Below are 22,781 nucleotides of genomic sequence, written 5' to 3'. Positions count from 1 at the left end.
CAGAAGGCCCCCTTTTGCATCAACGAGCAATGCTGGCAAGGGTATCGCCCGGATGGGGATGCAATACCGCGTCGTTGATGACTCCGTGTAAGCGTTCACGTCCTCCCTCCTTCCTCGATCCTCCTTGAGGCGCCACGCCGCGATGTGATCTTTGATCATGCGGAACACGCCAGACGTCGATAGGATCACCCCTGTCGGTGCAGGATAGCAAACGGGGGTCAAATTTTACCGACTAGCGTATCAAAGATACGCCAATGGGGCGCTCTTGCCTGCTTCGCGCAACCGGTTGAGCCTGACTGGCGGGGGCCCAGATACAACAAAGCCCGCACAATGGCGGGCCAAGTCGTTGAAAATATGGTGGCCAGGGACGGAATCGAACCGCCGACACGGGGATTTTCAATCCCCTGCTCTACCAACTGAGCTACCTGGCCTGATTTGATCTGAACGCTGCTGGACGAGGGCGCCGCAGCGAAGGTGCGTATTAAAGCCGGACTGACCGCATTCGTCAAGTCCATGACCGCCCTATTTGTTCGGATCCACGTAGCCCTCGGGCGTGGTGGCGCCTTCACCAAAGAAGAATTTCTCCATCTCCTCCTCCAGGAACTGGCGGGCCTTGGGGTCGATGGGGGTCAGGCGATACTCGTTGATGAGCATGGTCTGGTGACCCATCCATTTCTGCCAGGCCTGCTTGGAGACGTTCTCGAAGATCCGCTTGCCCAGTTCACCGGGATAGGGAGGGAAGTCCAGGCCTTCGGCCTCTTCACCCAGCATTACGCATTTCACCATGCGAGCCATTGATCTCTCCGTCTTCTTGCGTGATTTGGTTCAGCAGCCGGGTCACCGGTGCAGCCAGCCCCAGGCCTGCCTGAGCCGTGTCTTTATACCAGACGCGGCCAACCGCTTCCATCACGCCTCCGGCAGGGTTTTGCACCCACACCCGAACCGGGGTGATGTGCAAGCGAAAATGCGTGAAAGTGTGCACGAAGGGTTCCATGGCCTCATGGCGCACGGGCTCGCCCCCCAGTTGTGCCTGGCACCATCCCGACGCCTCTGCCACGGACGCCACTTCGGGAAAGCCCCACAGACCACCCCATAGCCCGGTGGGCGGGCGCTGCTCCAGCAGGATGCCTTGCGGCCCCTGAATGATCAGCATGCACACCTGGCGCAAGGGCTGTTTCCGGCGGGGCCTGGGGGTGGGCAGGCTGGATTGCAGTCCCTGGGCACGGGCCAGGCAGTCGTCGGCTACCGGACAGGCATCACAGCGGGGCCGGCCACGGGTGCAGACGGTGGCCCCCAGGTCCATGATGGCCTGGGTGTAGTCCGCCACACGCTCGGCGGGTGTAAGGTATTCCGCCAGCGCCCACAAACGCTTTTGCACCGCTGCCTCGCCAGTCCAGCCCTGCACGGCCCGATGGCGCGCCAGTACCCGCTTGACGTTGCCATCCAGAATGGCCTCGTGCTGCCCTCCGGACAGGGCCAGAATGGCCGCGGCCGTGGAGCGACCGATGCCGGGCAGGGCCTCAAGCGCCTGGCGCTGCCGGGGGAACTGCCCCTGGTACTGGTCCACCAACTGCTGCGCCGCCCGGTGCAGGTTGCGACCCCGGGCGTAATAGCCCAGTCCCGACCAGTGGTGCAGCACCTCATCCTGTGTGGCCGCCGCCAGGGCGTGTACATCCGGGAAACGGGCCATGAAACGCTGGAAATAGGGAATGACCGTCCCCACCTGGGTCTGCTGGAGCATGATCTCCGACACCCAGACCCGGTAGGGGGTCACATCCTTCTGCCAGGGCAGATCATGGCGACCGTGCCGGTCATACCACGCCAGCAGGCGCGCCGCGAAATCCCCCGGAGACTCAGCGCAACCGGTCAAGCAGTCGGTCACCCAACTCCTCCTGGAGTCGACCGCCCTCTTCCCGCAGGCGTTCACGCTGTTCCTCGATCACGGGATCCACCTGTTCACGGACCCGCTCCTCGGCCTCTTCCCGCACGCGGCTCTCGAACACCGAGCGCAGGTCCAGGCCGAAGCTAGGCTCGCTGAAGCTGCCACGGATGGTGATGGGCAGGTTCACGTTGCGCAGATCCGACAGGTCGCGACCACCCTGACCTTCCAGGGTCCCCACCAGACTGGTATCCAGGCGGTAGTCCAGGCGCTCCCGGTTCAGGTCGGCTTCGCCCCGACCCCGGATACGCAGCAGCGGTGAGGCCGCCTGCAGATCATCGTTCTTCACCACGCCGTCATTGATATTGAAGCTGCCAGTGATCTCGGTAAAGTCGGTCTGACGCGGCTCGTCGGTCTCCTCGGGAGAGCGCCCCCGCACGCGCGCCTCGGCATCACGGATGATCTGGGCCACGTTGATGCCCTTGACGGCACCATCGGCAACGCGCATCTGCCCATTGCCGTTGAGGCCATTGATCAGGGCCTTCACCGAGTTGCCGCGGCTGGTGATGTGGAAATTCACATCCGCACCACCGGTGACCATGGCCTCGCCGGTGAGATCTTCCAGCAGACCGCCGAAGCGGATGCCTTCCAGGGCCTGGCGGGCCTGGATGCGCGGAGTATCCTGGCGGACATCCAGGCCCAGGCTGCCATCCAGCTGCCCCTCGTAGAGGGCGGCACGGATCGATTCCACATCCAGGCGACCATCACGGGCACGCAGCTCGAGGTTCACGTCCTGCAGGCTCAGGCCGGCCACCGTCAGGTTGCCCACACTCAGATCACCCGTCACTTTCAACTCCCGCAGGCTATCCACTGGCAGTTCCAGGGGCTCGTCGGGCCAGCCATCACGGGCCTGGGTGTCATCGCTGCCACCGCCGTTGCCATCGGGATCAGCGGTCGGCGGCAGGTAGTGGTCCAGGTTGATGCGATCCAGTTGCATGGCCATGCTGACATCGGGGCTGGCCAGATTCTTCACGGTCGCCTGCCCGGTCAGGGTGCTGTCATCCAGGGTGACGATCAACTGGGTCAGGTTCAGCACATCCCCCTGCAGGGTCAAGGCCAGATCCATCGCGGCGTTGGTGAGCACGTCAGGGTTCGCTGTTTCAGGGGTTTCGATGGCCAGCGCCTCCATCATGCGCCGCGGGCTGAAACGGCCACTGCGCAATTCGCCATGGATACGAGGCTCGGTGCTGAGTTCCGCCACCTCCACCAACCCGGTGAACTGGGTGTCGAAGGCATTGACAGTCAAACGCTCCACCTTGGCCAGGTCATTGCGCAGGTCAGCGATCAGATCCGCTTCCACCCGCGCCTCGATCGGAGCGGGCAGGGCATCGCCTGTTGCGTCCAACTGGGCCACCATGCGGCGCAGGGCGTAACGCTGATTGGACACATCCAGCAAGAGCAACCCTTGCAGTTCCACGCCGGTTTCCAGGTCGTCCATGCGGGTCCGCATGGAGAGTTCCAGGGGGGTCTCCTCGGCCAGACGCAGGCGCCCCAGTTCCAGGTTGAACGGGTCGACGCTCATGCGCGTACCGCTTTGATCATCACGCCAGTTGAGACGGGCATCACGTACCTGTATCCCCGCCACATCCAGGCCCCGCAGGAATTCAGGCACTGCGGAGTCATCTCCAGACCGAGTCACCGGTGAGGCCTCCCCTTCCGGCTGCTCTGCGATCGCCTCTGCGTCCACCAGGTCATCCCAGTTGGCGCGGCCGTCGGCGTCGCGCGCCAGGTTGAGTTCAAGCCCCACGAGCCGGACCTGCTGTACCTGGAGTTCCCGGCGCAGCAGGGGCAGCAGGGCCACGGCCACATCCACCTCCCCTACCCGCGCAAAGTGCGCCTCCTCGAAACCCTCGGCATTGGAGAGTGTCGCCTCGCCCAGATCCAGACCCAGTCGCGGGAACACGGACAGGCCGATGTCGCCGGAGATCACCAGGGTGCGCCCGGTCTGCTCCTCCACCACCTCGCTGATGCGGTCCTTGTAGTCGTTGGGGTCCACGGTGACCAGTAGAAAACCCACCAGTACCACGAACAGCACCAGTAGCGCGAAGAGGGCCAGCAGGCCGCGCTTGATCCATTTCATTGAGTCATTACCTCGTCGGTAGCATGTACGTCGTCGATCCGCCTTACGGAACCATTCACGTGGGTCCGGCGAGCCAGCATGTTGATCAGTGTACTAAGGCCAGGGGCGTTAAAGCCATGACAGGGAGAAGATCGCCTGTTCAAGCCCCCCTATTACAGGCAGGGATGCCCCAGGAAAGGGGGTGGCGGATCTGGCTTTCCTGCCAAGGCGGTGAGTACAATCCACGCATACTGGCCGCTTCCCGCTGAAATCCCGCCCATGCCCGAGAAACCCGACCTGCGGCGCAAGCCCCACATCCTGTTCCTGGGCCACACCAACACGGCCCGCACCCTGGTCGCCGAGGCCTATGCCCGACAACTGATGCCCGACCTGGTGGAGGTCCGCTCCGCTGGCCTGCAGGCGGGCAAGGCACAGCCCCGTGTCCTGACGGTGCTACGGGAGGAGGATCTCGAATCCCACGCCCTGGAGGCCAAGGCCCTGGATCGGGACCTGGTGGCATGGGCAGACATGATCATCACCCTGTGTACCGATCCCGCCAGGCTACCCCTGCCCGCTGCCGAGAGTTTTGTGTGCAAGAACTGGCCCATGGATCCGCCCAGCCGTTTCGCCACGGATGGGAATGATCTGGAACCCTTCAGGCGCATGCGCGATGACGTGAAGCGCCGTGTGCGCCTGCTGGCCAATTCCATGCGGCTGATGCAGCGATGAGTCGCGCCTGTCAGCTTTTTTACGTCCGCCGCCAATCGCCGGACTGCCCGCCTGATTTGCTGACCAGGCCAATCCCCTCCATGACCATGCCCCGGTCCACGGCCTTGCACATGTCGTAGAGGGTGAGCAGGGCCACCTGCACAGCGGTGAGGGCCTCCATTTCCACGCCGGTGGGACCGGTGGTCTCCGCGGTCACGCGACAATACACGGCGGACGGTTCGGCCATGGGTTCCAGGTCCACCTGCACCCGGCTCAGGGCAATCGGGTGGCACAAGGGGATCAGATCGGCGGTGCGTTTACTGGCCATGATGGCAGCGACCCGGGCGATGCCGAGCACATCTCCCTTTTTGTGGTCACCCTGGCGGATCCGCTCCAGGGTGGAGGCCTTAAGGCGGATTCGCCCCTCGGCCACGGCCACGCGGCGGGTGGGGGGCTTATGGCCCACGTCCACCATATGGGCCTGGCCGGCGGCATCAAAATGCGTGAGATCGTTCATGAATGGCATCCTGTCGGGTATGGTGCTCGGGATCAGCGAGTGATTAAGCTATGACCGAAGACTGACCGGGATCCACGCGCCATGTCCATTACCGTACGTTACTTTGCCAGCCTGAGGGAGCAGTTGGGTATCTCGGAGGCCTCGGTGCCCGCCGATGGGATTCACTGCGTGGCCGATGTCTGGCAACGGGCTCAACCGGACCGTGACCTGCCGCCCCGCGTGCTGGCGGCCCTGAACCATGCCCATGCGTCACTGGAAGATCCCGTCCGGGACGGGGATGAAGTGGCCTTTTTTCCACCAGTGACGGGGGGTTGAGATGACGGTTGTGCTGCACAGCGATCCCCTGGAGCCCTTCAGCCTGGTGAGCGAGCATGAGCGCGGCCTGGCCCCGGGAAGTTTCGGGGCCTGCGCGCTGTTCGTGGGCACCATGCGGGATTTCAACGATGGGGAAATAGTCACCGGCATGACCCTGGAGCACTATCCGGGGATGACCGAACGTGAGCTTGCGCTCATCGAGGATGACGCCCGGACCCGATGGCCGATTCAGGACTCCCTGATCGGTCATCGGGTGGGCCGGATCGAGCCTGGGCAGCCCATTGTGGTTGTGGCGGCATGGTCGGCCCATCGCCAGGCGGCTTTTGAGGCCTGCCAGTTCCTGATGGAGGCGCTCAAGGAGCGGGCACCACTCTGGAAGCAGGAGGCACTGGAGGATGGGGGGCGGAGGTGGGTCTCCCCTTCCCCCAACCCCTCTCACCAGGGGGGAGAGGGGCTCTAATAGAGCAGGTCTTGGGAGAAAGGCTCAGATCGCCTCAGTTGTTACCCGGCAGGTGTTCCCTGGGATTGAAAGGCATCTCCTTCTGCATACGCTCATAGAGCTTGCGGGCCTTGTCCGAGTCTGCCGGGGGCGTGACGATCTGCAGTATCAGGTACTGGTCACCGGGAGGTGAACCAGGCATCCCGCGGCCCTTCAGGCGCAGTTTGCTGCCTGAGCGGGAGCCGGCCGGGACTTTCATGTCCACCGAGCCTTCCAGGGTGGGCACGCTCACGGTAGCCCCCAGCGCTGCCTCCCAGGGGGTCATGGGGAAATCCAGATGGATGTCACGCCCCTCCAGACGAAAATGACGATGGGGGCGAATGCGAACCTCCAGATAGAGATCACCGGCATTCCCCCCACCGACGCCCTGAGCACCCTGACCGGACAGGCGGATGCGCTTGCCCTCGGTGACCCCGGCGGGGATCTTCACCTGTAGACTGCGCTCACCAATGCGGACCGGCACCGAGCCACCCCGAAAGGCCTGCTCCAGATCCAGCTGGATACGGGCCGTCTGGTCTTGCCCACGGCTGGCAAAACCTCGCTGGGTGCGATGCCCCCGGGTACGCCGCGCACCACCGCCAAACAGGGTCTCGAAGAAGTCGGAGAAGTCGCCCTCACTGAAACCCGCCTGGGGGCCGGCGTCATAAAAGCCACCGGCCTGGGGACCGCCCGCACCGCCACCGAACCAGGCATCCCAGTCCGGGGGCGGACGAAAATCCTGACCCGAGCGCCAGTCTTGGCCCAACTGATCATAGGCCTTGCGCTTTTCCGCGTCGCCCAGGACCTCGTACGCCTCATTGACCTCCTTGAAGCGATCCTCGGCATTGGCCTCCTTGCTCACATCGGGATGGTATTTACGCGCCAGCCGGCGATAGGCCTTCTTGAGCTCGTCCTGGGAGGCGGAGCGATCCACTCCCAGCACCTTGTAGTAATCTTTGTATTCCATAACCGCCTACGATACTCCAAAACAAGAGCGCCGCGTGATCACGCGGCGCAGGTTGCGTCCTGCCGAACGCCTTCCGAATGGAGTCCGGGGTTATCCTTCCACGGTGATGCGCCGGGGCTGCACCTTTTCCTGCTTGGGAATGCGCACCTCCAGCACACCGTTGGCGCTGCGGGCGCTGATGCGCTCGGCGTCTGCCGTGTCGGGCAGGGAGAAGCGACGATAGAAGCTGCCGCGGATGCGCTCCACGCGCTTGTACCCTTCACGCTCTTCCGCGCTTTCCGCCTTGCGCTCACCGCGAATGGTCAGCACGCCGTTCTCCATATGGACTTCAATGTCCTTGGGGTCCACGCCGGGCACATCCGCGTGCAGCACATAGGCCTCCTTCTCCTCCCGGATATCCACCGCCGGCACCCAGTCACTGGTGGCTGCGGCCTCTTCGCCGCCGCCCATGGCCGGGTTGAGGCGATCCAGCTCCCGGGACAACTGATTCAGCAGGCTCCAGGGTTCATAACGGGTCGTCAACATGGCTATCACCTCCACTTATCTCGTCAGTCAAGGCAACATCGCCTTTCGCTATCCGATATAGGGGTCGTGGGGAGAATTTCAAGGGTCATTGGATGACCGCTCATCCGGTGCCGATACGCTCCAGGGACTGCAGCCGGAATTGGTCGTCCACGGTCAGGCGGAACCGCCCGCGTACGCCGTCATGGGTCACATGCGGGCGCAGGGCCGAGGCCGGGAACCGCACCGTGCGACCCTCCTGAGAAGAAGCCACCACGGAGGCCGCCGACCCGGAATAGTAGCGCAGGAATTCGTCACGGGGGATGTCCAGGCGAAAGTGATAGTGATGCACGGATGCTATTCCAGATTCTGGATCTGCTCACGCATCTGTTCGATGAGCACCTTGAGCTCCACGGCAGCCTGGGTGGTTTCCATGTCATTGGACTTGGAACTCAGGGTATTGGCCTCGCGGTTAAGCTCCTGCATGAGGAAATCCAGGCGCCGTCCCACCGGCTCGCGGCGTGCCAGCACGGCGCGGATCTCCTTCACGTGACCGTCCAGGCGATCCAGCTCCTCGGCCACGTCCAGCTTCTGGGCCTGCAGGGCCAGTTCCTGCTCCAGCCTGCCGGGTTCAAGATCGGTGCCCAACTCCTGAATGCGGCTCAGAACCCGCTCGCGCAGGGCCTCCACCACCTGGGGCCGCCGCGCCCGCACCCGGCTCACCTGCCCGGTAATGGCCTCGCAGCGGGCCTGAAGCAGTTCCTTGATGTGCGCCCCCTCACGGCCGCGGTTCTCCACCAGGGTGGTCAGGGCCTCATCCAGCAGCTCCAGGGCGGCGGTCATCACGGGTTGCAGATCCTGCTCGGGCTCGATCACCACGCCCGGCCAGCGCAGGATGTCCATCGCCGTCATGCGTGCCGCGTTCATCATCCAGTGTTCCACTCGCACGACCGTGCTGATCACCTCCTTGGCCAGTTCGTCGTTGAGCTCGATGGTGTCCTGGGCTACGGCACCGCGACGAAACCGCAGGTTGCACTCCACCTTGCCCCGCCCCACCCGGGACTGGATGCGCTCGCGCACCTTGCCCTCCAGGCCGCGAAGCTCCTCCGGCAGCCGGGGTGAAATCTCCAGATAGCGATGATTGACGCTGCGCAACTCCCAGACAAGCGAACCGAATTCGCCCGAAGACTCGCATCGTGCGAAGCCGGTCATGCTGTAAGACATGGGATCTCCCGATCATTGACTGAGACGTGATTGTAGCGGTTCAGGAGGTATTGGGGATAAATCCGTGGATGGCCCCTGATCACTACGGGGATGTACCTGGCGCCAGTATCCGGTTCCTCAATGCCACATGAAACTCCAGATCATGCTCCCGTAGCGGCACACCCTGCCCCACGCCACTTTGCAGCATCAGCCCCAACCGCACGGCCACCGGATCCGCCGCATCAGGCAGGAGGTCGGCCATCAGTTCGGAGCCGGGCTGGAAACCGCGCAGCAACTCATGGTTGTGCAGCGATCCATGCCGGCAGCGCAGGGCGTCGTTCTGGATGAAATAGGTCACCGCGTGCAGCCCTGGCGGTGCACCGCACCAGTCGATAACACGATCCCGGACCACCTCCAGCTCACCATCCGCATGGGTGACATGCTCGGCCCCGCGAATGTCCCGGGCCAGGTAGTCCACGGCAAAGGCCATGGTCTCCTGGAGCTGGGAGAATCGCTGGGCCTCCCGATAGGCGGTGTGATTGGCGAGGAAGATCTGCACCACACCGGCCATCAGGATCAGGCCGATCACCATGGCGACCATCAGCTCGACCAGTGAAAAGCCCCGTACCCCTGGCCATGACTCGGTTGGACGATGTGCGGCGCTCATGGCAACCACGCCGACGGCGGTTGCAGCGCATATTCAAAGACCGGCCCGCCGCTCCCTTCCTCCTCGAACCGACCATCCACCCACTGGATGCGCACGGTGCAGCCCGAGGCATCGCAGTTCAGCCTGCTTGCACCGGCCTCGGGGAGACCGACGCGCTCGGGGGCATCGGGATCATGTTGCCAGTGGCCACGCCATGGCCCTTGCACGGATTCCGGGTCCGCCACACCCGTGGCCGCCGCCAGCCACAGACGCTCGCCGGCATCCATGGCCATGATGCTGGCCACGGTGCGCTGGTAGGCGGAATGGGCACTTTGCAGGGAGAACAGTTGCAGCCCCGCCAGACCGAGCAGGCCGATGGAAAGCACCAGCAGCGCAACCAGGGCTTCGACGAGGGTGAAGCCCTGGAGACGACGGGGTGCTAAGGGGGGACAGGGAAGTCGGGCTGGCATGGGGGTCACCTCCTGTGACGATATCCATTTCCTTGTGGGCCGAGCCGAGGGCGGGCAGGGGCAGACTAAGCCAAACGGGCGAGGGCATCAAGTCCTTGCAGCCGCACCCCTCACCCCAACCCCTCTCCCCCAAGGGGCGAGGGGCTCAGTGAATCGGCCCCGAAGAGGCCGTTCCCAGTAGGGGGCTACGCCTTCGGGGCCCGTCAGGCCGTCACATTGATGTTGTTGCCCAGATTGGATGGCAGCACCTGGGCGCCCGGGTCGGGCAAGGCTTCCACCAGGTTGGCGGCCACCTGGGCTTGGGCATCAATCGCCTTCTTGGTCACGGCCGTTCCTACCTCAAGGGCGGTCTGCTGCTGACTCAACTGGGTGGAGAGATTGGCAATGGCACTGGCTTCCACGGAGACCTCCGATACATCGCATGCGTGAGTGTTGAACCGTCTTTCGAAGGTTCTCTACTCGGGTTGGCGGCCAAACGGGAGTCAACTTGAGGGCGCCGGAGAGAAAATTTTTCCCACCGTCATGAGGTCGTGGTACCCGGCCCCTGGCGTCGGCGCCACCAGCGCCCCACCAGGCCATGACGGGGCGCTGCCAGCAGGGCCACGGTGAACAGTGCCGTGGCCACCAGCACAATGGCCCCCCCAGAGGCCAGATCAAACTGGAAGGAGAGATACAGGCCCAGCACCGCCGACAGCACCCCGGTGCCCACCGAAAGCAACATCATGGTGGTCAGCCGTTCCGTGAGCAGGTGGGCGGTGGCCCCGGGCGTGATGAGCATGGCCACCACCAGAATGATGCCCACCGTCTCCAGGCTGGCCACGATGGTCAGTGTGAGCAACAGGATCAGGCCGTAATGCACCACACTGGTGTTGAAACCCAGGGCCCTTGCCTGCATGGGGTCGAAGGTGTAGAGCACCAAGGGCCGATAAAAGATCCATACCGCCATCAGGGCCACCACACCGGAGAACAGGGTGAGCATCAGGGCCGGGTACTGAACACCCAGCACGTTCCCGAAGAGGATATGCATCAGGTGGGTGTTGGTGGCGATCTTGCCGATGATCACCACTCCCAGGGCGAAGGCAAAGGTGAACATGAGCCCCATGGCCGCATCAGACTTGATGCGCGTGTGCCGCTCCAGGGCCCCGATCCCCAGGGCCGAGACGGCGCCGGCCAGGAAGGCACCGATGAAGAACGGCCAGCCCAGCAGATAGGCGATAGCCACACCGGGCAGCACCGCATGGGAAATCGCATCCCCCAGCAGCGACCAGCGTTTGAGTACCACAAAACACGATAACAATCCGCAGATGGCCCCCACCAGGATGGAGGTGAGCAGGGCCCGCTGCATGAAGGCGTAGTCAAAGGGGGCCGACAGGGCCTCGGGAAACACCCCCACAATCACCATCAGCCCAGCGATCAGCGTGTCGATCATCGCCCTGCCCAGGGTCTCGAACCAGACCATCATCAAGCCTCCACCATCGGCTCATGGCTACGCATCCACCCCGCCGCGGCGGTGCGGGCCAGCATCTCGTCCACCAGCATGTGCTCGGGGATCCCCATGCCCACCACCCGCCGATTGAGCAGCAACACCTTGTCGGCATAACGGCGGGCACTCTCCATGTCATGGGTCACCATGATCACTGTGTGCCCCGACCGGCGCTCACCGTCCAGCACCTCCATGATGAGGTGTTCACTGGCGGCATCCACCCCGGCCAGAGGCTCATCCAGCAGCAGGATCCTGGCCTCTTGGGCCAGGGCCCGAGCCAGCAGCACACGCTTCTTCTGACCGCCGGACAGGGCACCAATGGGCCGGTCGGCATGATCCAGCATGTTCACGGCCTCCAGGCACTGACGCACCACGGCCCAGTGCCGGGGATCGCACCAGCGCGGCGGCAGGATGCGTCGCCAGAAGGCATCGCCGTGCATATGCCCATAGCGACCGGTGAGCACCGTATCCTTCACCGAGATGGGGAAGTCCCATTCCACCGCCTCCTGTTGCGCCATATAGGCCATAACCCCAGCGCGGCGCTGGCTGGCCGGATCTTCCCCCAGCACCCGCACGCGTCCCCGCAGGGCCTTCATCACCCCCAGCAGGATGCGAAACAGGGTGGACTTGCCGGCCCCGTTGGGGCCGATGATGGCCGTCCACTGGCCGGCGGGCAGGTCGACATCCACATCCTCAAGCACCGGCTGCCCGTGATAGGCCGCGTACACATGATGAACCTCCACGGCGGGCGCGGGGTGAGGCGTGGTGTCATTCATCCCGGCCACCTCCCAGATGGTCCTTCAGCAACACCTTGTTGTGGCGCATCATGGCGAAATAGTCCCCTGCACCACTGCCCGGCTGTCCGACGGAGTCCACGTACAATGGGCCGGCCACGGTCACCCCGGCATCCTCGGCCACACTGCGCACGTGGCGATCCGAGATGGTGCTTTCCCAGAAGATAGCCTTTGGCGACTGTTCGCGCACCCGGTCCACCACGCGCATGATCTGCCGGGGAGAGCCTTCCGTCTCGGCGTTGTTGCCCCAGATGCCGTCATGGCGCAGATCATAGGCGGCACCAAAATAGATGAACGCCGCCTCGCTGGTGACCAACAGGCGATGCCCCTCAGGAATGACCGACAGGGCCTCCTGGATCTCCTTATGAAGCGCCTCAAGGTCCGCCTCCAGCGCCTGGGCACGAGCCGTGAATGCCTCGGACCGTTGGGGATCGACCGCCCCCAGGGCCTGGGCGATGACATGGCCATAGGCGGCGGCATTGCGGGGGTCCATCCACAAATGTGGATCGGGATCGCCTTCGAAATCACCGACCATGATGGGCTGGGTCTCCACTCCGGACTGCTCAGCCACGGCGACCACGGGTGTATCGCGTACCGTGGTGGCGCGCACCTGCCCCATCCACTGCTCCAGCATGTAGCCGTTATAGAGCACCAGGTCGGCCTTCTCCAGAGCCTTGAAATTATCCGGCGTCAGTTCCCAGTCGTGCACCTCGGCACCCACGGGAGTCAACACGTCCACCCGGGCATCCTCCCCCGCGACTCGCTGGGCCAGATCACCCAGGACGGAAAAAGTGGCCACCACCCGTGGGGCCTCGTTGGCGGCGAGCGGCGAAACCGCGCCCAGAGCCAGCACGAGCAACACGACGATGCGGATGTATCCCATGACACCCCCTTAAATGATAATTAGTCTTAGTTTAATAATAGTCATGGGTGACTGAACTTTCCAGTCCCGCAGGCCCCATTCGTGATTGTCCACGCCCTGCCTCTCCCGGCAGGGTTGCCACCAAGGCGCCAATGATCCACCCTCTATACGGGTGTGTTAGCCCACGCGAGCGCCCGATGCATCAAGACCGCAAAGACGGCCTCGGCGCAAACAACCGACCCAATCAACTCAGGAGGTGGAACCATGTCAGAAGAACTCGCAGGCCAGACCGTGGCCTCTTTGCAGCTGGGCGTACCGTTCATGGTGGCCCTGTATGCGATCATCGGGATCGTCATCCTCACCCAGATCATTGTGGTGACCTTCCAGAAATAAGCATCCCTTGGGCCCGGCCCACTGATGGGCCGGGTCTCAGCGCGCCATGAAGCCACCCAGACGCCCTCCGTTACCGGAAAAATCCAACATCATCCTGGTCGGCCCCATGGGCGCCGGCAAGTCCACCGTGGGCCGGCACCTGGCAAGCCACCTGCACCTGCCGTTCGTGGACAGCGACCGGGAGATCGAACGTCGCATGGGCGTGGATATCCCCACCATCTTTGAATACGAGGGCGAAGACGGCTTTCGCCAGCGGGAGGCGGCGGTCATCGCCGACCTGTGCACTCGCGAAGGCATCGTCCTGGCCACAGGAGGCGGCGCGGTCATGCGCCCTGAAAACCGGGAATGCCTGAAACGCTGCGGCCTGGTGGTGTATTTGCGCACCTCGGTGGCGGTGCAACTGCGCCGTACCGCACGGGATCGCAACCGCCCTCTGCTGCAAACGGAGAACCCCCGCGCCCGGCTGGAGGAACTGCTCAGGATTCGCGACCCGCTGTATCGGGAGATCGCCCATCTGGTGGTAGACACGGATCGGGAACATCTGCGCGGTACAGTACGCACCGTGGCCCGACGCTTCAGAAATCGCGCACCCCACCCGAACAAGGCCCGACCCTGCACGCCCGTTTCCGCCCCGGAGTAACACCGTCACGGTGGCTTTCACGATGCCCCCCTTAGTATCATCCGGGCATGGACACCCTCACCGTTGATCTTGCCGAACGCAGCTACCCGATTCACATCGGCCGCGGGCTGTTACGAGAGCCGGGGCACTTCGAGGCCTTGCTGAAGCGACGCCGCGCCGTGATCGTCACCAACGAGACCGTGGCCCCGCTTTACCTGGACACGCTCAAACAGACCCTGGGGCCCGTGCACGATGGTCCCATCGAGGCCCTGATACTGCCCGATGGCGAGCAGTACAAGAACGTCGACACTCTCAACCGCATCTACACCTTCCTGCTGGAGCGGCGCCTGGACCGCAGCGCCATGATCATCGCCCTGGGGGGCGGCGTGATCGGTGACATCACCGGCTTTGCCGCCGCCACCTATCTGCGCGGCGTGGACTTCATCCAGGTGCCCACCACCCTGCTCTCCCAGGTGGACTCCTCCGTGGGGGGCAAGACCGGCGTCAATCATCCCCTGGGCAAAAACATGATCGGGGCCTTTCACCAGCCGCGGCTGGTGGTCATCGACACCGACACGCTCAACACCCTGCCCGACCGGGAGCTCAGTGCCGGCCTGGCCGAGGTGATCAAGTACGGCCTGATCGACGACGCGGAATTCTTCACCTGGCAGGAGGAACACCTGCCGCGCCTGCTGGCCCGTGACCCCGAAGCCCTGGCCTGGGCCATCCACCGTGCCTGTGCCGACAAGGCCCGGGTGGTGGCCCAGGATGAGCGCGAGTCCGGGCGCCGCGCCCTGCTGAATCTGGGCCACACCTTCGGCCATGCCATCGAGAACGGCATGGGCTACGGGCAGTGGCTGCATGGCGAGGCAGTGGGTGCTGGCATGGTCATGGCGGCTCAGCTGTCCCGGCGCATGGAATGGATTGGGGAGGCGGACCTGAACCGCATTACCCGCCTGATCGAGGCGGCGCGCCTGCCGGTGACACCGCCGACGGGCCTTTCCGCCGCCCGGTTCAAGGAGATCATGGCGGTGGACAAGAAGGTTCTCCAGGGCCAGTTGCGACTGGTACTGCTCAAGGGGATCGGCACGTCCGTGGTCACGGCAGAGTTCGACCCCATGACCCTGGACAATACCCTGGATGCCCTGACCCGCCCATGAACGCCACACCGGCTGCCCTGAACGACCCTGCCCACCTGGCCCCCTACGCAGCCCGGGATGACCTGAGCCGTGGCCGCAGCCATCCGGAGGACTCCCCGGTCTACCGCAGCGAGTTTCAGCGGGACCGGGATCGTATCATCCACTCCACTGCCTTTCGGCGCCTGGAATACAAGACCCAGGTGTTCATCAATCACGAGGGGGACCTGTTCCGTACCCGCCTCACCCACAGCCTGGAAGTGGCACAGATCGCCCGCGCCATCGCCCGGGTACTGCGTCTGAACGAGGACCTCACCGAGGCCATCGCCCTGGCCCACGACCTGGGCCACACACCGTTCGGCCATGCCGGCCAGGACACCCTCAACGCCTGCATGGCCGACTATGGTGGTTTTGAACACAACCTGCAGTCGCTGCGGGTGGTGGAGTCCCTTGAAGCCCATTACGCCGAGTTCGATGGCCTCAACCTCACCTTCGAAACCCGCGAGGGCATCCTCAAGCACTGTGATCCCAAGGTGGCCGCCACCCTGGGCGAGGTGGGCCGGCGCTTCGTGGAGGGGCAGCAGCCCACGCTGGAGGCACAACTGAACAACCTGGCCGACGAGATCGCCTACAACAATCACGACGTGGACGACGGCCTGCGCTCCGGGCTGATCACCCTGGAGCAGCTCATGGAGGTGACCCTGTTCCGGGAGGCGTTCGAGGCTGTGCGCTTGCGTTACGGAGCGCTGCCCGAAAAACGTGCCCGGCACGAGGTGATCCGGCGCATGATCAACCGCCTGGTCACCGATCTGGTGGACAGCAGCCTGGCCCGCATCCGCGAGGCCGCCCCCGACCACCCGGACACCGTGCGCACCCAGGGACGCCCGCTGATTTGCTTCAGCGCACAGATCCGAGAATACAACCTTGAACTTAAACGGTTTCTACGTCAGCATCTTTACCGGCATTACCGGGTGAACCGCATGACCATGAAGGCGGCCCGGGTGCTCAGGGAATTGTTTGCCGCCTACATGGCCGAGCCCGCCCTGCTGCCCCCGGAACACGAGGACAAGGCACGACGCCTGTCCACCCAGTCCGGTGACGCTGGCCGCGCCCGCGCCGTGGCGGATTACGTGGCCGGCATGACCGACCGTTTTGCCATTGCCGAACACGGCCGTCTGTTCGACCCGAACACACTTTCATGACATCCAGGGATCCCATGGCCAACGACACGCTGCCCGCCGACTGCCTCGACCAACTCGGGCTCAGGCAACAACCGTTCGCCTCCATTGCTGGCGAAGACTTCCTCTATTCCGACCCGGCTACCGACATGCCGGTGAATGTCACCCTTGAGCACCTTGAAAATGACCAGAACGTGGTCATTCTCAAGGGCGAGCAGGGCGCCGGCAAGAGCACGCAACTGCTGCGAGTGCTGGCCCAGGGTCGGGAGAATATGGATTTTTGCGCCTTCAAGGCTCGCGCCGGCATCAGTCTGGCGGCGGTGGAGTACACCGTGCGCCAGTATTGGAAGGAGGCCGCGCCGGTCGAACAGGAAGGCAATGAACCCCTGGAGCAGTTTCTCACCCGCCTGATCCAGGGCGGCATGCGACCGGTGCTGGCCATCGATGATGCCCACCTGCTGGAGCCGGATGTCCTGCGCCAGCTCATTCAGACCCGGCAACGCATTCACGATCAGTGCGACCGCCGCTTTGGCCTGCTGTTGGTGGGTGAACCGGAAATCGAGGAACGACTGACCGCAGTGGATGAGGGCCTGGACATCCCCGAGGCCCAGATGACCGTGCAGGTTCGCGCGCTCACCCGGGAACAGACGGGGGCCTATGTGAACCATCGCCTGCAGGCTGCCGGACTGGAAAGGACCGATCTACTGGATCGGGAAACCATTGAAGATATCCATCGAGATTCCGCCGGGCTACCGGGTCGCATCAACACGTGCGCCATGGAACGCCTGCGGGACATCTGTGAGGGGGGGGCCATGACACCAGCGACACAAGGGGAACAAGCCACCGCCGCCAGTCATGGCGGCAAGGCCTTCTGGCAGCAACGCTGGTTTGCGCCGGCCGTGGCGGGGATCATTCTGGTGGCGGCACTGGTCACGCTGCTGAGTCTGCTGGGCGGCTCCGACGATGAACCTCAGCCGGTACGCAGCCAACCCCTGGTGCTGCCGGAGCAACCACCACGCGCACCGGCTGCTCCAGAACCGCCTCCAGCCAGCGCCCCCGAGCCCACGTCGCCCCCCCGGGCCGAAGTGCCGGCAGAGCCAGCCCCCAGGCCCGAACCGATGCCGACGCCGGAACCGGAACCCGAGCCCGCACCAGAGCCGGAACCGACCCCAGCACCCGAACCGGAACCGGAACCCGAGCCAGAACCCACTCCGGAACCGGCAGGGGAACCCGAACCGGAGCTTGGCGGTGACAAACGCATCCGTGACGCCCAGTGGCTGCGCGACCAGGATCCCACCCATTACACCGTGCAACTGTTGGTGAGCAGCAGCGAAACCGGGGTGCAGGATTTCGCCCAGGACGCCGACCTGCCTGGCGACGTCGCCTGGTTCCGCATGCGGCGCGATGGACAGGACATGTACGCGCTGGTGTTCGGCTCCTACCCCGGCGCCACCGCGGCCCGTAGCGCCATCACCGCCCTGCCCGCTGACATCCGACGCAATCAGCCCTTCATCCGCAGCTTTGGTGCCGTGCAGGACGCCATGGCCGACTGATCCCCCGGAAGCGGCCCCCACCCGGGGCCGCGCCCCGCGGCCCCATGTCCCGCATTCCCTCCGCCTTCATCGACGAACTCCTGTCCCGCACCGATATCGTCGATGTGGTGAACACCCGCGTGCAACTCAAGAAAAAGGGCAGCGAATACGCAGCCTGCTGCCCCTTCCACAGTGAGAAGACCCCCTCGTTCTATGTAAGCCCCCGCAAGCAGTTCTATCACTGCTTCGGCTGTGGTGCCCACGGCACTGCTATCGGTTTTCTCATGAACCACGACAACATGGGTTTTGTGGAGGCCGTAGAGGAACTGGCCCGACAGGCGGGCATGGAGGTCCCCCGCGAGTCCGGGCAGCGGGAAGACAACGACCGCTTCACCCGCCTGATCGAGGCACAGGAGGCTGCAGCAGAGCATTTTGTCGAGAACCTGCGCCGGCACCCCCAGGCAGTGGACTACCTGAAACAACGTGGCCTCACCGGGGCCATTGCCCGGGATTATCGCCTTGGTTTTGCCCTGGAGGCCTGGGATGACCTGAGCCAGGTGCTATCCGGTCGATTCAACGAAGAGGAACTCCAGACCGCGGGCCTCACCTCCCGCAAGGAAGGCGGACGCCCCTTTGACCGTTTCCGCGGCCGCATCATGTTCCCCATCCGCGACCCACGCGGTCGCACGGTAGGTTTCGGTGGTCGCCTGCTGGGCCCGGGGGAACCCAAATACCTGAACACCCCGGAGACCCCCGTCTTCCACAAGGGACAACAACTCTATGGCCTTTACGAGGCCCGCAAGGCAGCACCGCGACTGGAGGAACTGCTGGTGGTGGAGGGCTACATGGATGTGATCGCCCTGGCGCAGTTTGGCTTGCGCAACGCGGTGGCCACCCTGGGCACCGCCACCACCCGCGACCACCTAGAGCGGCTGTTCCGGGTGGTCTCCCGGGTGGTGTTCTGTTTTGATGGCGATGCCGCCGGGGGCAAGGCGGCCTGGCGCGCCCTGGAACAGGCCCTGCCCACGTTGCGGGACGGCCGCGAGGTGCGCTTCTTGTTCCTGCCCGAGGGCGAAGACCCGGATACGCTGATCCGTCAGGAAGGCCCCGAGGGCGTGCAGGCGCGCATCCAGGCCGCCCAGCCCCTGTCCGATGCTCTGCTGGAAGGGCTGCGTAGGCGCCATGACATGGCATCCCGCGAGGGCCGGGCCGCGCTGGGGACCGAAGCTGCCAAACTCCTCTCGACCATGCCCGAAGGGCTACTGCGCAGCCAGATCATCGGCGATATCGCTCGCCTGTCGGGTGTGTCCACCGAGCAGTTCGAGAGACGAATGGGGGCACCGGGCTCGACCGCCACGGCCGTGCCGACCGAACCCGTCCGGCGGCCCGCTCAACGACAAGCCCTGGGGCGCAAGCTGGCAGTGACACCGGTCCGACTGGCGCTTTCCCTGCTGCTGGAGCGTCCATCACTGGCTGCGCGTGCAGAAAACAGCGCCTGGCTCAAGTCGATGGAAGTACCTGGGGTGAAGCTTCTGGCCGAGGTCCTTGAAACTCTGCACGCACACCCCCATCTAACCACCGCAGCGTTGCTGGAGCGCTGGCGCGACAGCGCAGCGTGGCCGCATCTACTAAAATTGGCTCAGTGGCAACCTCCGCCTTCGGAGGAAGCCCACCTGGAACGCATGATCGATGATGCCCTGGACCGCCTGTATCGTCAGTACGAGCACCAGCGCGCCGATGCCCTGCTGGCCCGGGCGGCGCAACAGCCACTGACGGAGGCGGAAAAGGCAGAGTTGAAAGCGGCGCTCAAACCCCGAAAGGGCAAGTTCGGCATGCAAGACCCAACCTGATATCACTACGCCGATTGAAAGTGGTCGTCAACCCATCGCAATGCTATACTTGACCGTTTAACCCCTGGCCAGCGCCTCACCCGGTTCGCACAGGTCCAGCTTGAGCAGGTTTCCATGAATCACGAAGAACAGCAATCCCGCCTCAAGGAGCTCATCGCCAAGGGCAAGGAACAAGGCTTCCTGACGTATGCGGAGGTGAATGACCACCTCCCGGACACCATTGTCGATCCGGAGCAGATCGAAGACATCATCGCCATGATCAATGACATGGGGATCACTGTCCATGAGCAGGCACCGGACACCGACAGCCTGATCCTGTCCGACAACTCCGTGTCCACCGACGAAGATGCCGCCGAGGAAGCCGCCGCCGCGCTGGCCTCCGTGGACGGGGAATTCGGGCGCACCACTGACCCGGTGCGCATGTACATGCGCGAGATGGGCACCGTGGAACTGCTCACCCGTGAAGGCGAGATCAAGATTGCCAAGCGCATCGAGGAAGGCCTCTCGCAGGTCCTGTTCGCCCTGGCGCACTACCCCAAGTCCATCGCATCGCTGCTATCGGAATATGGCCGTGTGGAGGCGGAAGAGATCAAGCTCACCGACATCATCGTGAGCTTCATGGATCCGGACGCCGACGAGATTGCCTCCGTGGCCCCGCCCCGCGAGGACTCCCCGACCACACCAGCTACACCAGCCGCCGCCGAGGCCTCGGACCACAACGACGATGACGGCGACGACAGTGACTCGGACGATTCCGACGCCGATGCCGCCCCCGAAGACACCGGCCCGGACCCTGAAGAGGCGCGCGCGCGCTTCACGCAACTGGAAGACATGTATGAGCGCGCCATGGAGTGCGCCGCCCAGGGCAAGAACGAGGAATACGCTCAGGCCCGGGAAGAAATGGCCCGCTACTTCATGGAGTTCAAGCTGGTACCACGCCTGGTGGACCAACTGACCGCCGACCTGCATGGCATGGTGGCCCGCATCCGCGGTCAGGAGCGCGTGATCCTGCGCACCTGCGTGGACCAGTGCAACATGCCCCGCAAGGAGTTCATTTCCACCTTCCCGGAGAACGAAACCAACCTGAAATGGCTGGATGGCGTGCTCAAGGGCAAGGCCGCCCGCTACAAGACGCAACTGGCGGAGCACCGGGACGAGATCCTCAAGGCCCAGAATCGCCTGGTGGATATCGAGGAAGAGTCCTGCCTGAGCATCGGCGAGATCAAGGACATCAACCGCCGCATGTCCATCGGCGAAGCCAAGGCCCGCCGCGCCAAGAAAGAGATGGTGGAGGCCAACCTGCGCTTGGTGATTTCCATCGCCAAGAAGTACACCAATCGCGGCCTGCAGTTCCTGGACCTGATCCAGGAGGGCAACATCGGCCTGATGAAGGCGGTGGACAAGTTCGAATACCGGCGTGGTTACAAGTTTTCCACCTACGCCACCTGGTGGATCCGTCAGGCCATTACCCGGTCCATCGCCGACCAGGCACGCACCATCCGCATCCCGGTGCACATGATCGAGACCATCAACAAGCTCAATCGCATCAGCCGGCAAATGCTCCAGGAGATGGGCCGCGAGGCCACCCCGGAAGAACTCTCCCAGCGCATGGAAATGCCCGAGGACAAGGTGCGCAAGGTACTCAAGATCGCCAAGGAGCCCATCTCCATGGAAACGCCCATTGGCGACGACGAGGACTCGCACCTGGGTGACTTCATCGAGGATGTGAACGTGCAGTCGCCCATCGACTCCGCGACCCGGGAGAGCCTGTCGGAGACCACCCGCGAGGTGCTGGCCAGTCTCACCCCGCGCGAGGCCAAGGTGCTGCGCATGCGTTTTGGCATCGACATGAACACCGACCACACCCTGGAAGAGGTGGGCAAGCAGTTCGACGTGACCCGCGAACGCATCCGTCAGATCGAGGCCAAGGCCCTGCGCAAGCTGCGCCACCCCTCCCGCTCGGAGATGCTGCGCAGCTTCCTCGACCTGGAGTAATTGTTTCTCCCGTGGGTCGGGCTACAACCACGGGGCACCCACCGCCCCTGTAGTCCGACCCCTTTCATGTTTTGCCCATCAATACCGGGCCTGTAGCTCAGTTGGTTAGAGCAGGGGACTCATAATCCCTTGGTCGTCGGTTCGAGTCCGACCGGGCCCACCATTCAAATCAGGTACTTAGGCCACTGCCCCGCTCCCTATCATTCCCGCCTCATGGCTCCCACGGATTGAGGATGGGTACTCCTGTAGGCTCGAAATCGGCCACATTGCGAGTGACTATCGTCATGCCATGCACAAGGGCCGTTGCCGCGATAAGTGCGTCACGCTCGCCGCGCTTGTCGGGGACGTGTAGCCGGGCGCAGCGCCGCGCCACAGCAGTGTCGACTGGCAATGTTCGCCCCGAGAACTCCGACAGTACGTGTTGCTCCAGCCACGAACGCAGCACTGCCCCCTGGGTGGCGTCCTTGCGCTCCGTCGACAAGACGCCAAGCTCCAGTTCCATGATGGTGATGGCGGACACAAAAAGCTCGGAGGCATCGACGCTTTCAGTCCATGCCGCAACGTTCGGGTCAGCTTTACCAACCCGAACCTTCCGCAGTTCGGAGACCACGTTGGTATCAAGAACGAACATCATGAGAAATCAGCCGGCTGAGTGCCGATAGTCACACGCGGCGGCTCAAACTCGATGTCCGCAACGTCCGGCATCGCCAGAGAATCAGCAATGTTGCGACGTTGCCTTGTAAGTCGCTGGTACTCCTCGATGCTTAACAATACATGAGCGGGCTTGCCGCGATCCGTGATGAACACCGGGCCACTATTGGCCGCCCTCTTTGCGCGGGTAACGTCCTGGTTAAGCTCTCGACTGGATAGGGTCGTGATGGTCATGGCAACACCTCCTACGTGAATCACTTACGTAGGCATGTTACTACATCAATGCCATCCCATCCACAAGCGGCTGGCAGGCTATCGTGACAAAGGCAGCCAGTCGGCTCGGTTCCGACCGGGCCCACCATCCCGTTCCATCATACCTACCCAAACCTATTCAGAAGCATCTAAACCGGTTCAGTGCTGATTTCCTGCTTCACAGAGGCCGGTTTCACTCCGGTCTTGCGACCTGAGCCAGCGCCTTCCTCTCC

General features: G+C 63.8%; 26 protein-coding genes and 2 tRNA genes. 11 read left to right on the top strand and 17 right to left on the bottom strand.

Annotated elements, in window-relative coordinates; translation table 11 throughout:
• Positions 1-355 precede the first annotated feature (355 nt).
• From BMY52_RS14270 to BMY52_RS14255, 4 genes are all read right to left on the bottom strand, one after another.
• A tRNA-Phe gene (locus BMY52_RS14270) sits at positions 356-431 on the bottom strand.
• Positions 432-522: 91 nt separating this feature from the next.
• Positions 523-795, bottom strand: a complete 273-nt coding sequence (locus tag BMY52_RS14265; RefSeq protein ID WP_090255571.1) for an oxidative damage protection protein — start codon at positions 793-795, stop codon at positions 523-525.
• Entirely contained in the window at positions 761-1,882 is a 1,122-nt protein-coding gene (gene mutY / locus BMY52_RS14260) for an A/G-specific adenine glycosylase (protein ID WP_245740919.1), read from the bottom strand. The genes BMY52_RS14265 and mutY overlap by 35 nt, the downstream gene beginning before the upstream one ends.
• Entirely contained in the window at positions 1,854-4,019 is a 2,166-nt protein-coding gene (locus BMY52_RS14255) for an AsmA family protein (RefSeq protein WP_090255570.1), read from the bottom strand. Before BMY52_RS14255 ends, mutY begins: the two co-directional genes overlap by 29 nt.
• Positions 4,020-4,277: 258 nt before the next feature.
• Between BMY52_RS14255 and BMY52_RS14250 the strand changes: the two genes are divergently transcribed.
• Positions 4,278-4,727 carry an arsenate-mycothiol transferase ArsC gene (locus BMY52_RS14250; protein ID WP_090255568.1) on the top strand — a complete coding sequence of 150 codons (450 nt, stop codon included), beginning with the start codon at positions 4,278-4,280 and terminating at the stop codon, positions 4,725-4,727.
• Between the two features lie 19 nt (positions 4,728-4,746).
• On the opposite strand, the gene moaC is transcribed toward BMY52_RS14250, so the two are convergent.
• Positions 4,747-5,223 (bottom strand): cyclic pyranopterin monophosphate synthase MoaC, encoded by a 477-nt coding sequence (moaC, locus tag BMY52_RS14245; RefSeq protein WP_090255567.1) that lies wholly within the window; start codon positions 5,221-5,223, stop codon positions 4,747-4,749.
• Positions 5,224-5,304: 81 nt separating this feature from the next.
• On the opposite strand from moaC, the gene BMY52_RS14240 reads away from it, so the two are divergent.
• Both BMY52_RS14240 and BMY52_RS14235 read left to right on the top strand, forming a co-directional pair.
• The gene (locus BMY52_RS14240; RefSeq protein ID WP_090255565.1) at positions 5,305-5,538 is read left to right on the top strand and encodes a MoaD/ThiS family protein; all 234 of its coding nucleotides are present in this window, start codon (positions 5,305-5,307) and stop codon (positions 5,536-5,538) included.
• Position 5,539: 1 nt separating this feature from the next.
• A complete protein-coding gene (locus BMY52_RS14235) occupies positions 5,540-5,998 on the top strand; it encodes a molybdenum cofactor biosynthesis protein MoaE (RefSeq protein WP_090255563.1) in 459 nt (152 codons plus the stop codon).
• A gap of 34 nt (positions 5,999-6,032) precedes the next feature.
• Here BMY52_RS14235 and BMY52_RS14230 read toward each other — a convergent pair whose 3' ends face one another.
• The 10 genes from BMY52_RS14230 to BMY52_RS14185 all read right to left on the bottom strand — a co-directional run bounded on the left by BMY52_RS14230 (position 6,033) and on the right by BMY52_RS14185 (position 12,963).
• A complete protein-coding gene (locus BMY52_RS14230) occupies positions 6,033-6,983 on the bottom strand; it encodes a DnaJ C-terminal domain-containing protein (protein WP_090255561.1) in 951 nt (316 codons plus the stop codon).
• A 90-nt stretch (positions 6,984-7,073) separates the two neighbouring features.
• Entirely contained in the window at positions 7,074-7,508 is a 435-nt protein-coding gene (locus tag BMY52_RS14225; protein ID WP_090255559.1) for an Hsp20/alpha crystallin family protein, read from the bottom strand.
• Positions 7,509-7,608: 100 nt separating this feature from the next.
• Entirely contained in the window at positions 7,609-7,836 is a 228-nt protein-coding gene (locus tag BMY52_RS14220) for a DUF2835 domain-containing protein (RefSeq protein ID WP_090255557.1), read from the bottom strand.
• Positions 7,837-7,841: 5 nt separating this feature from the next.
• Entirely contained in the window at positions 7,842-8,708 is an 867-nt protein-coding gene (locus tag BMY52_RS14215; protein WP_090255555.1) for a YicC/YloC family endoribonuclease, read from the bottom strand.
• A gap of 82 nt (positions 8,709-8,790) precedes the next feature.
• Positions 8,791-9,354: a PilW family protein gene (locus BMY52_RS14210; RefSeq protein ID WP_090255552.1), complete on the bottom strand. Its 564-nt coding sequence runs from the start codon at positions 9,352-9,354 to the stop codon at positions 8,791-8,793.
• Positions 9,351-9,803 (bottom strand): type IV pilus modification protein PilV, encoded by a 453-nt coding sequence (gene pilV, locus BMY52_RS14205; RefSeq protein ID WP_090255550.1) that lies wholly within the window; start codon positions 9,801-9,803, stop codon positions 9,351-9,353. The genes BMY52_RS14210 and pilV overlap by 4 nt, the downstream gene beginning before the upstream one ends.
• Positions 9,804-10,006: 203 nt before the next feature.
• Positions 10,007-10,204 carry a YjfB family protein gene (locus tag BMY52_RS14200; RefSeq protein WP_090255547.1) on the bottom strand — a complete coding sequence of 66 codons (198 nt, stop codon included), beginning with the start codon at positions 10,202-10,204 and terminating at the stop codon, positions 10,007-10,009.
• Positions 10,205-10,323: 119 nt separating this feature from the next.
• Positions 10,324-11,265 (bottom strand): metal ABC transporter permease, encoded by a 942-nt coding sequence (locus BMY52_RS14195; protein ID WP_218140446.1) that lies wholly within the window; start codon positions 11,263-11,265, stop codon positions 10,324-10,326.
• Entirely contained in the window at positions 11,265-12,062 is a 798-nt protein-coding gene (locus BMY52_RS14190) for a metal ABC transporter ATP-binding protein (protein ID WP_090255545.1), read from the bottom strand. The genes BMY52_RS14195 and BMY52_RS14190 overlap by 1 nt, the downstream gene beginning before the upstream one ends.
• Complete coding sequence (locus BMY52_RS14185) at positions 12,055-12,963, bottom strand: metal ABC transporter solute-binding protein, Zn/Mn family (protein ID WP_090255543.1); 909 nt, start codon at positions 12,961-12,963, stop codon at positions 12,055-12,057. The genes BMY52_RS14190 and BMY52_RS14185 overlap by 8 nt, the downstream gene beginning before the upstream one ends.
• A gap of 243 nt (positions 12,964-13,206) precedes the next feature.
• Here BMY52_RS14185 and BMY52_RS15905 point away from each other — a divergent pair, with 243 nt between their 5' ends.
• From BMY52_RS15905 to BMY52_RS14150, 8 genes are all read left to right on the top strand, one after another.
• The gene (locus BMY52_RS15905; RefSeq protein WP_255705760.1) at positions 13,207-13,335 is read left to right on the top strand and encodes a hypothetical protein; all 129 of its coding nucleotides are present in this window, start codon (positions 13,207-13,209) and stop codon (positions 13,333-13,335) included.
• 46 nt (positions 13,336-13,381) lie between these two features.
• A complete protein-coding gene (aroK, locus tag BMY52_RS14180; RefSeq protein WP_090255541.1) occupies positions 13,382-13,975 on the top strand; it encodes a shikimate kinase AroK in 594 nt (197 codons plus the stop codon).
• 47 nt (positions 13,976-14,022) lie between these two features.
• Positions 14,023-15,114, top strand: a complete 1,092-nt coding sequence (gene aroB / locus BMY52_RS14175; RefSeq protein WP_090255539.1) for a 3-dehydroquinate synthase — start codon at positions 14,023-14,025, stop codon at positions 15,112-15,114.
• The gene (locus tag BMY52_RS14170; RefSeq protein ID WP_090255537.1) at positions 15,111-16,292 is read left to right on the top strand and encodes a deoxyguanosinetriphosphate triphosphohydrolase; all 1,182 of its coding nucleotides are present in this window, start codon (positions 15,111-15,113) and stop codon (positions 16,290-16,292) included. The genes aroB and BMY52_RS14170 overlap by 4 nt, the downstream gene beginning before the upstream one ends.
• Positions 16,289-17,821, top strand: a complete 1,533-nt coding sequence (locus BMY52_RS14165; RefSeq protein ID WP_090255535.1) for an AAA family ATPase — start codon at positions 16,289-16,291, stop codon at positions 17,819-17,821. Before BMY52_RS14170 ends, BMY52_RS14165 begins: the two co-directional genes overlap by 4 nt.
• Positions 17,822-17,865: 44 nt before the next feature.
• Positions 17,866-19,650, top strand: a complete 1,785-nt coding sequence (dnaG, locus tag BMY52_RS14160; protein WP_090255533.1) for a DNA primase — start codon at positions 17,866-17,868, stop codon at positions 19,648-19,650.
• A 45-nt stretch (positions 19,651-19,695) separates the two neighbouring features.
• On the top strand, positions 19,696-21,645 hold the full coding sequence (rpoD, locus tag BMY52_RS14155) for an RNA polymerase sigma factor RpoD (RefSeq protein ID WP_281244099.1): 1,950 nt from the start codon (positions 19,696-19,698) through the stop codon (positions 21,643-21,645).
• A gap of 86 nt (positions 21,646-21,731) precedes the next feature.
• Positions 21,732-21,808, top strand: a tRNA-Ile gene (locus BMY52_RS14150).
• 48 nt (positions 21,809-21,856) lie between these two features.
• Here the strand turns inward: BMY52_RS14150 and BMY52_RS14145 are convergent.
• On the bottom strand, positions 21,857-22,279 hold the full coding sequence (locus tag BMY52_RS14145; protein ID WP_245740917.1) for a type II toxin-antitoxin system VapC family toxin: 423 nt from the start codon (positions 22,277-22,279) through the stop codon (positions 21,857-21,859).
• Positions 22,276-22,530 (bottom strand): type II toxin-antitoxin system Phd/YefM family antitoxin, encoded by a 255-nt coding sequence (locus tag BMY52_RS14140; protein WP_090255529.1) that lies wholly within the window; start codon positions 22,528-22,530, stop codon positions 22,276-22,278. Before BMY52_RS14140 ends, BMY52_RS14145 begins: the two co-directional genes overlap by 4 nt.
• Positions 22,531-22,781: the final 251 nt, after the last annotated feature.

Origin of the sequence: Ectothiorhodospira marina, from assembly GCF_900109495.1 — a bacterium.
Classification (GTDB): Bacteria; Pseudomonadota; Gammaproteobacteria; order Ectothiorhodospirales; family Ectothiorhodospiraceae; genus Ectothiorhodospira; species Ectothiorhodospira marina.
This window is presented reverse-complemented; position numbering and strand designations above follow the sequence as displayed.